Annotated in this window: 11 protein-coding genes and 1 pseudogene; 5 read left to right on the forward strand and 7 right to left on the reverse strand. The window is 62.7% G+C overall.

The window, feature by feature from the left end; genetic code table 11:
• Positions 1–211: 211 nt before the first annotated feature.
• Positions 212–1804, forward strand: coding sequence for an ABC-F family ATP-binding cassette domain-containing protein (locus DK389_RS22470; protein WP_109892928.1), 1593 nt, complete (start codon positions 212–214; stop codon positions 1802–1804).
• Positions 1805–2067: 263 nt separating this feature from the next.
• Positions 2068–3285: an ABC transporter substrate-binding protein gene (locus tag DK389_RS22475; protein WP_109896736.1), complete on the forward strand. Its 1218-nt coding sequence runs from the start codon at positions 2068–2070 to the stop codon at positions 3283–3285.
• 155 nt (positions 3286–3440) lie between these two features.
• Here the strand turns inward: DK389_RS22475 and DK389_RS22480 are convergent, their stop codons facing one another.
• Together DK389_RS22480 and DK389_RS22485 are read right to left on the reverse strand one after the other, a co-directional pair.
• Complete coding sequence (locus DK389_RS22480) at positions 3441–4073, reverse strand: tyrosine-type recombinase/integrase (protein WP_109896738.1); 633 nt, start codon at positions 4071–4073, stop codon at positions 3441–3443.
• A 1141-nt stretch (positions 4074–5214) separates the two neighbouring features.
• A pseudogene (locus DK389_RS22485) lies at positions 5215–5766 on the reverse strand (TRAP transporter substrate-binding protein); the annotation flags it as partial.
• Positions 5767–5850: 84 nt separating this feature from the next.
• Between DK389_RS22485 and DK389_RS22490 the strand changes: the two are divergent.
• Together DK389_RS22490 and DK389_RS22495 are read left to right on the forward strand one after the other, a co-directional pair.
• Positions 5851–7202 (forward strand): IS3 family transposase gene (locus DK389_RS22490; RefSeq protein WP_109889188.1). Its coding sequence is split into 2 segments (ribosomal slippage): positions 5851–6186 and positions 6189–7202, totalling 1350 coding nucleotides; the frame shifts between segments, so codons are not numbered across the junction.
• Between the two features lie 374 nt (positions 7203–7576).
• Positions 7577–8140 (forward strand): Ros/MucR family transcriptional regulator, encoded by a 564-nt coding sequence (locus DK389_RS22495; protein WP_109892930.1) that lies wholly within the window; start codon positions 7577–7579, stop codon positions 8138–8140.
• A 159-nt stretch (positions 8141–8299) separates the two neighbouring features.
• Here the strand turns inward: DK389_RS22495 and DK389_RS22500 are convergent, their stop codons facing one another.
• The 5 genes from DK389_RS22500 to DK389_RS22520 form a co-directional block, all read right to left on the reverse strand.
• On the reverse strand, positions 8300–8479 hold the full coding sequence (locus DK389_RS22500) for a hypothetical protein (protein ID WP_109892932.1): 180 nt from the start codon (positions 8477–8479) through the stop codon (positions 8300–8302).
• 280 nt (positions 8480–8759) lie between these two features.
• The gene (locus DK389_RS22505; RefSeq protein WP_109892934.1) at positions 8760–9461 is read right to left on the reverse strand and encodes a metallophosphoesterase; all 702 of its coding nucleotides are present in this window, start codon (positions 9459–9461) and stop codon (positions 8760–8762) included.
• A 486-nt stretch (positions 9462–9947) separates the two neighbouring features.
• Positions 9948–10163, reverse strand: coding sequence for a hypothetical protein (locus tag DK389_RS22510; RefSeq protein WP_109892936.1), 216 nt, complete (start codon positions 10161–10163; stop codon positions 9948–9950).
• 156 nt (positions 10164–10319) lie between these two features.
• Positions 10320–10562: a DUF6522 family protein gene (locus DK389_RS22515; protein WP_109892938.1), complete on the reverse strand. Its 243-nt coding sequence runs from the start codon at positions 10560–10562 to the stop codon at positions 10320–10322.
• A 196-nt stretch (positions 10563–10758) separates the two neighbouring features.
• Positions 10759–11211: an anaerobic typically selenocysteine-containing protein gene (locus tag DK389_RS22520; protein ID WP_109892940.1), complete on the reverse strand. Its 453-nt coding sequence runs from the start codon at positions 11209–11211 to the stop codon at positions 10759–10761.
• Between the two features lie 107 nt (positions 11212–11318).
• Between DK389_RS22520 and DK389_RS32740 the strand changes: the two genes are divergently transcribed.
• Complete coding sequence (locus tag DK389_RS32740) at positions 11319–12164, forward strand: hypothetical protein (protein ID WP_162560783.1); 846 nt, start codon at positions 11319–11321, stop codon at positions 12162–12164.
• The last annotated feature ends 5 nt before the right edge of the window (positions 12165–12169 follow it).

The raw sequence follows: 12169 nt of genomic DNA on the forward strand, positions 1-12169 counted from the left end.
CCTGCGTCCAAATTTTAACTCAAATATTCGGTCGAGATTCATGTTGACCTGAGCGTTTGATCTCATCCTTCGGCAGCGCTCCGATGTGACTGGCTGCCTTGCGCCTTGATAGCTATCGGTCTACCAGAGGGCGCCCCACCGGAGTACTTCCTAACCATGTGATCACCGCCCGAACCTGCTTTCCATTCAAGCCTGTTTCGGGAACAGATCCATGTCCGCGTTCATCACGCTTTCGCGCCTGTGCTGGTCGACGCCAGATGGCCGCCCGCTCTTCTCCGACATCGACCTCGCCCTCGGCTCCGAGCGAGCTGGACTGATCGGACGCAACGGTGCGGGCAAATCGACACTCCTCCGCTTGATCGCGGGCGAACTCCGGCCAAGCTCCGGGTCGGTCTCGTTGCGTGGTCGGTTGGGCGTCATGCGCCAGATCGTCCATGTGGACGCGTCCGAGTGCATCGCCGATCTGTTCGGCGTCCGGGACGATCTCGTGCTGCTGCGTTGCGCCGAGCGGGGAGAGGCCGGCGCGGATGATCTGGCCCACGCCGATTGGACGCTCGAAGCGCGGCTTGAGGCCGCGCTCACCCGCCTTGCGCTAGCGATTGCACCCGACACGCCGCTCGCCAGCCTGTCAGGCGGGCAGCGCACCCGCGCCGCACTTGCTGCCTTGGTTTTCGCTCGGCCAGACTTCCTGTTGCTCGATGAGCCCACGAATAATCTCGATCGGGAGGGCTGGAACGCGGTCGTTGCGTTTCTCGCCGATTGGCACGGCGGAGCGCTCGTCGTCAGCCATGATCGGGCACTCCTTGAGAGTATGGACACGATCGTGGAGCTCACGACATCGGGCGTAAGCCGCTACGGCGGCGGCTGGAGCGCGTACCGGGCGCAGAAGGATCTGAAGCTCGCAGCCGCCGAGCACGATCTGGCTGATGCCGAGAAGCAGCTCGCCGCCGCCGCCCGTGCCGCACAGGTCGCTGCCGAGCGAAAGGCTCGCAAGGATAGCGTCGGCGCGCGCGCTGCCGCCAGGGGCGACGCGCCCCGCATCCTGCTCGGCGCGCGGAAAAACCGCAGCGAGGCGACCGGTGGCGTCCAAGCCCGCCTCGCCGATCGGCGACTGACCGAGGCCGACGCCAGCGCCGCCGCCGCGCGCAAACAGGTCGAGACGCTGCGGAAGCTGCGGGTAGCGCTCGCGCCAACGGGCCTATCAGCCAATCGGCGGGTCCTCACCCTGGCGCAGGTAACCGCGGGTTATGCTCCAGATACGCCTGTCCTCCGCGATACGTCTCTAGAGATCTTTGGGCCAGAGCGCGTGGCACTCGTCGGGTCGAATGGATCGGGAAAATCGACGCTTCTGCGCCTTCTCACAGGTGCATTGAAAGCTTGGTCGGGTGAGGTCGCCGTGCATGTTCCTTTTGCCATGCTGGATCAGCGGGTCAGTCTGCTTGATCCGAGCACGACGATCGTGGACAACTTCAGGCGGCTCAATCCAACCGAGGGCGAGAATGGCTGCCGAGCAGCGCTCGCCCGGTTCCAGTTCCGAGCGAATGCTGCGCTGCAGCACGTGCATAGTTTGAGCGGTGGACAGATCCTCCGCGCCGGTCTCGCCTGTGTGCTGGGCGGCCAGACTCCGCCACCCCTGCTCATCCTCGACGAGCCGACAAATTATCTCGACATCGACTCGATTGAGGCGGTCGAGGCGGGGCTCGCCGCATACGACGGTGCCCTTCTCGTCGTCAGCCATGATGAGCCATTTCTCGAAGCGATCAAAATAGAGCGACGCCTCACGCTAACTCAGACGTTTGACTGACGTCCGCTCCCCAGAGTTGCGTAAACTGCCATTATGAGGAGGTTGGGCCGAACTGCTTCATAATGCCCAGTCGGCGAATAACCGCCTTTGAGACGCCATCCGGATCGGCTAAATTGCGGCAATGGGCGAGAAGTAGCCATCCAGAGATGGCCGCAAGCAGCACGCGATGAGATGTGTACGCTGTCGGCCGGTTCCAACATGATGGTCTAGACAGCGTAGGAAAGGCGGAGCAGGCTGTCCCAAAATAGATGCGCGAGGACGCCATGTGGCAGCGGCTTTTTTCTGCAATCGTGCTCGGCATCTTCATATCCAACGCTGCGACAGCGCAAACACGAGTCAAGCTCGGCATATTAGGCGATCAATCTGGCGCTTATTCTGCCATCGGCGGTCAGGGCTCAGTCGTCGCTGCGCGGATGGCAGTCGAAGACTTCAAACCATCCGAGCGCGGCCTCAAGGTGGAGGTCGTCTCTGGCGACCACCAGAACAAGCCCGAGATCGGCGTGGCGCTCGCCCGCCAGTGGTTCGAGCGGGACGGTGTTGAAGCCATCTTCGACGTGCCGTCCTCCTCCGTGGCTCTGGCGGTCAGTGACGTCGCGAAGGAGAAGAATAAGGCCTTGATTATCACGGGAGCCGGGACTGCCGATCTGACAGGCCCGAAATGCAGCCCCAACACCGTCCACTGGGCCTACGATACGGTGGCGCTCGCCAACGGCACCGGCAGTACGATGGTCAAGCGAGGCGGTGACACGTGGTTCTTCATCGCCGCTGATTACGTCTTCGGCCAGACACTCCAGCGGGATACCGCCGCAGTCGTGGAGAAGAACGGCGGCAAGGTGATCGGCTCGATCAAGGCGCCATTCCCTACCGCTGATTTTTCCTCCTACCTACAACAAGCTCGGGACTCCGGCGCCAAGGTGATCGGACTGGCGAACTCTGGAGCCGACACCATCAATGCGGTCAAGCAGGCGGGTGAGCAGGGCATTAGTTCCAAGGGGCAGGCGCTCGCGGCGCTCCTCATCTACTCGTCAGACGTGCACACATTGGGAACGAAGGCGGCGCAGGGCCTCGTCCTGACCGAGCCGTTCTACTGGGACCTCAACGCAGCCACGCGGGCCTTCTCGGATCGCTTCGCCCACCAGTTTGGCGGCAAGAAGCCGACCTCGAACCAAGCCGCCGTGTATGTGGGCGTGATGCACTACTTAAAGGCGGTGGAAGCTCTGAAATCGGCGTCCGATGGAGTAGCGACAGTCGCCAAGATGAAGGAGATACCAGCCGATGATCCGCTCTTCGGCAAGGGCGAGATCCGACAGGACGGACGCAAGATCCACGACATGTACCTGTTCGAGGTCAAGCAGCCATCTGAGTCCAAAGGCGAGTGGGACCTCTACAAGTTGCTGTCCACCATACCTGGAAAAGAAGCGTTTCGCCCGGTCGCCGAGGGCGGCTGCCCGCTGGTGAAAGGACAGGAGGCAAAGCCCTAAGATGTCCGGGCGATGTCCAGCGCTTGAGGCTTTGTAGCTCAGCGCGAGCATGTCCGCTTTTGGGTAAGATCATTTCCGGCTCGGATGGCCGGATTGGGCGCAGTCCAGCCCAGCATGATGGGCTCGCCGATGACGCTGTCGACGAGCCCAGACCATCAGATCTCAGTGCCCTCAGCGAGGACGAGGGCATCCTCAACGTCGACGCCAAGATAGCGTACTGTGCTCTCAATCTTCGTGTGACCCAGCAGAATCTGCACCGCCCGTAGGTTGCCAGTCCGCTTGTAGATCAGTGACGCCTTCGTCCGACGCAGCGAATGCGTCCCGTAGTCCTCTCGCGGTAAGCCAATTCCGGAAACCCACTCGTCCACCAGCCGCGCGTACTGCCGAGTGCTGATATGCGCTGTATGATCCGGCCGGCTCGGGAACGCATAGTCGACGAGTGTACCGCCGCGGCACTCCAGCCACGCGCAGATGCTGACGCGGGTTGGTTCGAGGAGTTCGAACTGCACCGGGTGCCGAGTCTTGCGCTGCACGACGATGGCGCGGGCGCGGACACATCCGCCGCTCACGAGATCTCCGATCTTCAGCCTGACGAGGTCACAACCGCGCAGCTTGCTGTCGATGGCGAGATCGAACAGCGCGCGGTCGCGCACGCGCCGCTCGCGGTCAAGCCAGATGCGAATGGCCCAGACTTGCTGCGGTTTGAGGGCCCGCTTGGCACCGAGCTTACGCCCAGCGTTCCACGACCGACGCTCGCTGAAGGCTGGATCGTGTTCAGAATGTCCCATCATCGTTCTCCCTACCGGCCTGTGCCGGCAGAGCGGGAAGAACGAGAGGAGCATCTCCGATGAAGAATATGGCCGAGAGCGGAACGGCGGCTTAAGGCGAGCACTGGACTAAGAGGACATCCCACTCGGACCAATGCCGCTCCCGGCCAGGTCTGCGCGCACAATTCTTAGAGGCGCCTTGATGGCCAGGTATCTCGGCACCTTGCTGAAGACCTGCTGCGATCGTCTCATCGCGCCAAGTCAGCCTCAACTTGTCGCACTGATCGCTACCGTTCGGACACTGATCACGGTCCCCAATGCCTTTCGGTAGAGACGGAACGTCACGGCAAGGCGCTTGGCCGGTAAGGCAGTTGCTCATCTAGCTCGAATCAAATCCCTGCGAGGCCACCACAGTCTCACGACTCGCATGGCACCTTGCTCTTCCGCCATCTCGGCAGCACCTTCGTTCCACCCCGCTGTGCAAGCCCATGCCGTGCTAGCGACTCGCAAATTCGCACGGCGATCTCAGCGCGGGAACGTGTTGGTAGCTTGGCAGCTCGCGCGATTTGCCGAGCGGTCTGAAATTCGTCGGTCAGAACATCACGCACACGGCGCGCAGCATGTGGGGAGTAACGACTCGCAGGCCCTTGCCCTGCTTCGGAGGAGCACGCCCGCCTCCGCTCTTCTTCTCGCCGTAGCGTGTTGATCTGCATGGCTGAAATGATAGTGGCCGGAATAGCGTTGTGCTGTGCTTCTCTCTTCGACATCGGTCTTGGTTACCTCCACGACCCCGCGATTGCTATGGGAGTGGCATATGGCACTTCAAATTCAATGCGTCGTCCCCTCGGATGGCCTCTTCGAGTACAACAACTTGCGAGAGAAGAGAAATGCGATGGGTATGGCTCATACTGTCGGAGAGGCGGACTTCAGAGTAAGCTCGGGCGGCAAAGGTGAAACACTAATTCGATAATAAGTTGTCCTCATCGATTATTTATTCTCACAGCATTTTAGAGGTTTTTCGTGTTCAGCAAGTCCGTCATTAGGCAAGAATTAACCACAGCGCCATCATTACAGCAACAATTGGCCATGGATTCTCTGTAATCATGGTAATATTTATGAAAACGGCCCCGCCATACAAGACACAGTGGGGCCGCTGTATGGTTTAGTTCTTCGTGCGGTTGCGAATCATGAAGCTGTCGTACGTATATTCCGCCACCTGAAACCACAGATATTCCTCGCCGCGGAAGGCGCGCAACGCGTCGATGCCCTTCTTGAAATCCGGGTTCTTGGCAGAGATCTCCGCGTAGACCTCGTTGGTCGCCTTGAGGGCGGCCTCCATGATCTCGTTCGGGTAGGGCCGCAGCTGCGCGCCCGCGCCGACGAGGCGGCGCAGAGCCGCCGGATTTCGGGCGTCGTACTTGGCCAGCATATCGACGTTGGCGGCCATGGCAGCGGCCTGTACCACCGCTTGGTAGTTCTTTGGCAGACCCTCCCATTTCGCCTTGTTGATGTAGAAGTGCAGAGTCAGTCCGCCCTCCCACCAGCCGGGATAATAGTAGAACGGCGCGACCTTATTGAAACCGAGCTTCTCGTCGTCGTAGGGGCCGATCCACTCTGCGGCATCAATGGTGCCGCGCTCGAGGGCGGGGTAGATGTCGCCGCCGGCCACCTGCTGCGGCACCGCGCCGAGCTTGGCCATAACCTGGCCCGCAATTGTCCGCCGTCAGCGCTCCTGAGACACATCGAGGCCCTTCACGAACGGAGGATGGCTGGTTCATCGTAGTCCTGAGGCACGACGATGAAGCAGACATCCGGACTGGCACGCAAGCCGGCAGACGCGGTGATCAAAGACATCCGCCGGGCCACCCGCCGGCAGTTCTCGGCCGAGGAGAAGATCCGCATCGTGCTGGAGGGCCTGCGCGGCGAGGACAGTATCGCCGAGCTGTGTCGGCGCGAGGGCATCGCCAGCTCGATGTACTACGGCTGGTCCAAGGAGTTCCTGGAAGCCGGTAAGAAGCGGCTGGCGGGCGACACGGCGCGGGCGGCGACAGCAGACGAAGTCAAGGAGCTGCGCCGCGAGGCGGGCGCGCTGAAGGAGGTTGTGGCCGATCTCCTCCTGGAGAACCGCCTGCTCAAAAAAAGCATGAGCGGGGCTGGGGACGACGAGGCATGAGGTACCCAGCCCCTGAGAAGCTGGAGATCATCCGGCTGGTTGAGCAATCCCACCTGCCGGTGCGCCGCACCCTGGAGAAGCTCGGCATCACCCGATCGACGTTCTACCGCTGGTACGACGCCTACCTGAGAGGCGGTCCCGAGGCATTGGCTGACCGACCATCCCGGCCCAGCCGGGTCTGGAACCGTCTACCGACAGAGATCCGCGAGCAGATCGTCGCCCTCGCGCTGGAGGAGCCGGAACTCAGCCCACGCGAACTGGCGGTGCGCTTCACCGACGAGCGGCGCTACTTCGTCTCGGAAGCCAGCGTCTACCGCCTGCTCAAGGCCCAGGACCTGATCACCAGCCCCGCTTACATCGTCGTCAAGGCCGCCGACGCGTTCCGCGACAAGACCACGGCGCCCAACCAGCTCTGGCAGACCGACTTCACCTACCTGAAGGTTGTCGGCTGGGGCTGGTACTACCTGTCGACGGTGCTGGACGACTTCTCGCGCTTCATCGTGGCCTGGAAGCTCTGCGCCACGATGCAGGCCAGCGACGTCACCGCCACGCTCGATCTGGCGCTGACCGCGGCCGGGCTCGATCAGGTGCCGGTGGCGCATCGCCCGCGGCTGCTGACCGACAACGGATCGAGCTACGTCGCGGGTGACTTGGCGACATGGCTTGGCAGCCGAGGCATGACCCACATCCGCGGTGCGCCGCGCCATCCCCAGACGCAGGGCAAGATCGAGCGCTGGCACCAGACGCTCAAGAACCGCATCCTGCTCGAACACGCCTACCTGCCGGGCGAGTTGGAGGCCCGGGTTGCCGCCTTCGTGGAGCACTACAACCACGTCCGAGCTCACGAGAGCCTGGGCAATCTCACCCCCGCTGACGTCTATCTCGGCCGCGGCGAGGGCATCCTGCGCGAGCGGGCGCAGATCAAGCGTCAGACCCTCATCGACCGCCGCTTGCGCCACCACGCGCGGGCTGCCTAACCTCTCAACCCAGGTGGACCAGAGCCTCCGTTCCTGAGCGTCCCAGATCGTCTCAAATCATCTGACGACGGACACTATCGGAAAGCGATGAGGCTTTCAGGAACGACCGGCTTGGGCGCCAAGCGGAAGGTCTGCATATAGAAGGAACGAGCGCCCGTACCGAAGCAAGCGGCGAGAGCGAGCGGCAGCTCGATGATGATCAGAACCGGAGGCCTTTGGTCAGACCACAGAGAACGCCCCCCTGCGGTTACGCTGACGTTAAGCAGAGTAGAAAGATCAACTTATCTGTGGGAAAGCTCGCCATCTTGTCGGATTGCAATTGCCGATACGCAGCAGACGCGCAGGTATGGGCGAGAAGCAGAGAGGGCCTCATTGTGTCCGACACCGTTGAAGAAGCAAACAATAACCACATCGATCTGACGGTCGACATCGTCTCCGCCTACCTGTCCAACAATCACGCATCCGTGGCCGACCTTCCGAGGCTGATCGCGAGCGTGCATGCCGCCGTGTCAGGTCTGACCCACACCCCGGAGATCAGCGAGCCGCAGGTCAAGCTCAGCCCGGCGCAAATCAAGAAGTCGATCACGCAGGACGCGCTGATCAGCTTCGAGGATGACAAGCCCTACAAGACCTTGCGCCGCCATCTCTCGATCCGCGGCCTAACACCCGAGAGCTACCGGGAGAAGTGGGGCCTGCCGCACGACTATCCGATGGTGTCGGCCTCCTACTCGGAGGCGCGCTCCTCGCTCGCCAAGAGCCTCGGTCTCGGGCAACAACGCAAAAAGGCGGCGACGAAGGCCTCTACGTCGGCCGAGACGGTGAGCGCGCCGGCACCTGCCGTTGAGGCGCCGAAGGGCCGCGGCACCCGCAAGAAGGCTGCGGCTCCCGCCAAGCCGCGCACCCGGCGCAAGGCTGCCGAGCCTGCTCTCGCAGAGTAGGGCGCGGGGCCGGCACAGGTGAGGCTTGTGCCGGCACCTCCGACCTGAGAGCGAGCGTGCTGCGTCAGTCGCTGTCTGCAGCCGCGATTGAGAAGAGCGCTGCCAGCGCGAAGTTCCCGGCCACCAGGAGGGTGAGCAGGGTCAGCATCGTCGCTCGCCTCAAGCTGCGCAGGTCCGGATGACCGCGGCCCACTGCGGCGGGCACGCACGCGTCGACTTGGACATGCTCGAGTGTTTGGCGACCTGAGGCACGGCATACGCCGAGGTCAGTGCCGGCAGATGCGCCGTGCCGACCATGAGAACGCCGGAGATAATCAAGCGAAGAACGATATCGAGCATTGTCCTACCCCTCGTGCGGCCGTTGGTGGCCGTCTCTGAGCCAGGGCGTAGAAGCTTTGCCTTTCCTCGGTATTGCGTAGTTTGTTGCGTGGTTGGCCAAGCCTTCCCTCGGTCAACTCAGAGTGCGCAGCGCAGGCCAGAATCATCTCATCCGGCAGCGGCCTTTGCAGCTGCAGAGCCCTTTGATCGGTGCTTAGAGCCAGGTGCGCCAATCGTCCTCGGTGGTCAGCAGAACCGGCGTCGCCCTGGGTGCACAGCTCCAGCGCAGTGATGGGAATGCTCAGGCCTCAGAGTCCTCGCGGAGAGCCAGCTCGTGCGGCTCGCCGATAATCTCGATCAGCTCGACCGGCCCGCCCGGCATATCGTCATCGAACACGCCGACCACGAGCCGGCCGGTGTACCAAGCGAAGGTGTCGAGGTTGGTCCGGCCGGCATAGAGCTTGGGCCCTTCGGCGAACTGATGATGGCCATGGACCACGTGAAGGTCACCGTGGCCTCCCACGAACCCGTCCGGGTAGAGCATCCAGAGGCACTTCTGCTCGCTCTGCAGGTCCAGGGCGACCAGGGGGTCAACGCCGGCATGGACGAAGAGGCGGCGACCATCCCGAAGAACGATCGGGAGGCAGTCAAGCCAGTCGAGATGCATTTGGGGAACGATCGACACCTCGACGTTCCCGGCCATGGGATGGCCGTAGGAGAGCAGGGTCTGGGCGCCCCCGTTCTCCATCCACCATTGGACCGAGGCCCGTCCTCGGCAGACGCTCACCATCATGTCTTCGTGGTTGCCCTTGAGGGCGATCCATTCCTGGCCCGCTGGCGGGCCTTGCATGAGCGCGTCGATGATCTGCCGGCTCTCCGGACCGCGATCGATATAGTCACCCGTGAACACGACCGTGCCGCCGCCGCGTTCCGTGATAGTAGCGATCGCCATCGTGAAGAGGTCGAAGCGGCCATGCAGGTCTGCGATGGCGTAGGTTGGCATGGCGACGATCCTCGATGCCCGATGTGAGCCTCAGCCAACGCGCGCCACGGCAATACTCTGCCCGTGCGACGGCAAGGCGGCGACCTGCGCTGAGCACGATGATGATGGAGCTGCTATCGGAGTTGACGCTGGCGGCACCAACGGCTGACGGAGTAGCCGAGAAAGAAAGCCCGACGATCTAAAAGACTTCGATCCGTCTGCTCTGTGTCTCTTCGTCGCTGGAAGAGTCATGTGGTCACTTTGGCACGAAGCTGAACGGTGAGGGCGCACACATTGATGTGGTCACGACTTCCCAGCCGTAACCGCTGATCAGCGTGCGTGGGAGCGTTGATGTCGTTCCTCTTTTCCTGGGCGTGACGCTTCTGCGCTCCGCCGGTATGGGCACGAGCCTCCATCTCCTTCGGCCCTGCGATGGAGCCAGGTGAGCCGCCGCACGGGGATCGGCCGTACCACCACATTGCGGAATCAAACACCGAGCGTCTCATTTCACGGCCCCTGCCGGAGCGCGCCCAGCAAATCGTACCCGCTTGCATCGGTGTGGTCGAAGGTCAGGCTGTCGATCGTGACGAAGACGAGCGTCACCGCCACGAGCGTGGCGAACAATGCACGCGTCACACGGTCCGCATGCTCGCGCAGTGCGTGGATCAGCGCGCAACCCACCGTGAAGGCTGCAGCCTCTATAACTCCGGGTGAAGGTGTCATCGCGCCCCTCGCTCGAATCGACCCGGACCATTGTTGCAGTGCGCCACGCACGGTCCATCGTCCATTTGGGGGAGGCTCGACCGGCTTCAGGAGGCAGGCGCATAGCGCCGGTGAACTCGAGCGCCGACAGGGAAGCTTTGACAGTCGCGGGCTGATTTAGAGGCGGCGCTCGCTGATCAGGACACCCTCGCGATCGAAGATGCCTTCCCACGCCGCCGTAACCACCCTGATCGTGATGCGTGAGCGGCCCTCGTCTTCATCTCGGCCTGGATCCAAGCGGCTGGTGACATGCCCGAGGGACATCTGGCGCTTGAGGTAGGCCACCGAGATGCCCAGTCGGGCCGCAAGATCTCGGGGATCGACCAGCCAGGAACCACGAAGGTCGAGATCAAGGCGCATGGAGCGGCCTCCTGACAGTTCGATGATGGGCGCGGGCGAAGGTCGTGCCTAGCACATCCAGACCAGACTGAGTTGGTACGCATTCAGGCTCGCGAGGGACGATGCGGATTGATCAAACATCCCCGCGGACGGAGCGGACACTCCCAGTGCCCGCGTTCGCTTCGTCCGCAATCGCGATCGAAGCGACGGCGCGCGATTAGCCAGCTGGCGGCGTCAGGGTCAATTTGCCCTTGAAGGGCGCATCCTGGTTCTTGGTGCTCGTGCAGGCGTACTCTTGGCTACCCGCCTTCATCGTTCGCAGGCGCAGCGTTCCCTTGCCGTTCTGCTTCACCAAGTAGCCCTTCTCGCTCATCACGTGGACGAGATCGCCGTCGGCGTGCAGCACGCGGCCGTTCTCGAACTGCTCGCCCATGGTGATCGTGATCGGCGCGTTTGCCTGACTGACAACGTGGAGCTCCACGTTAGTGTCGGCCGGGAGCAACACCTCGGCCGGAGCACAAACCGGCTTGCCGTTGTCCATGTTGATCGTCAGCTCGACCGGCGGCATGGCGTTGCTGGCGGGAGGCGGCAGCGGCTTGCCCTCGGCCCAGGCGGGGCCGATCGAGAGGAGGGCACTGACCGCAAGGGCGAGCAGAGGGATTCGCGCCATCGTCGATCTCCATGGCATCCGAAGGGATATCCGGGCCAAGGAAGTCGGCGGGTTGAGAGTTCCGGGACGCGACTCCCGGCCGCTGGCTCTCCGTCGGAGGCACGCCGATGACGCCAGCTGAGCGCGCAGCCCTGAAGCAGGAACTCGCGGCCTGCCTAACCAAGGCGTCAGCGATCGCAGCGGTGCGGTCGAGCGCTCCCGCCGCTCCGGTTGACGCCTTCAGGCCATTCGCGAAGGCAGCGCACGCCTGGGGCCTCATCGGCGATGCCGCTCGCAAGAAGGCCAAGCGTCTAGCGCACGACTATCCGCAGCGGATGACCAAGCGTGGCGGCCGATGGCCGTGCACAGGGATGCAGGGCAGTAATGAGCTTCGCTCAGAGGCTATCCGCCAAGCGCCGCAGAGCCTTCGGGATGCCCCCGTTCGAACGGCCTACATTGGGCTCGTCTGCCGCGGTCACGAGCAGGTACACGAGCTTGCCTCGGTCAAGCGCTTCCCGGTCCGAGAGGCCGTTCACGATCACTTGGAGGGCGCGCTCGATGGCGACGATGCGCGCCTCGAGATCCCGCGGCTTCATTTCTATCCCGATCACCGTCTTCTTGTTGCGGCGAGGGACAACCGGCTTGGCGCTAGCGAGATCCTAGTTGCTGCTGAACAAGTTGCTGGCGGTCACGGCGCACTGACGATGCCACGCTCCTCATCCCACCAGCGAGGTCGAGGCAATCAGGAGCGCAAGGCCAGAGCTGATAGCGATGAGTTTGGCAGCGCCAGCGTGTGTTCCGCTCGGCGTTCTGATGCCGTCCAGGCGATGAAGATCACCGATCTTGACCATGACGCTTCCTCCACCAGCGTGAACTTGGCTTTGCTGCTGGTCATTCAGCGGGCGGAGAGCTTATTCTTGAAAACTGCAGCCGAGCAAGATCCTCGCCGCTGCGACTTCAAAAGTTTTGGCTGAGGCAG

Origin of the sequence: Methylobacterium durans (assembly GCF_003173715.1) — a bacterium.
Taxonomy (GTDB): domain Bacteria; phylum Pseudomonadota; class Alphaproteobacteria; order Rhizobiales; family Beijerinckiaceae; genus Methylobacterium; species Methylobacterium durans.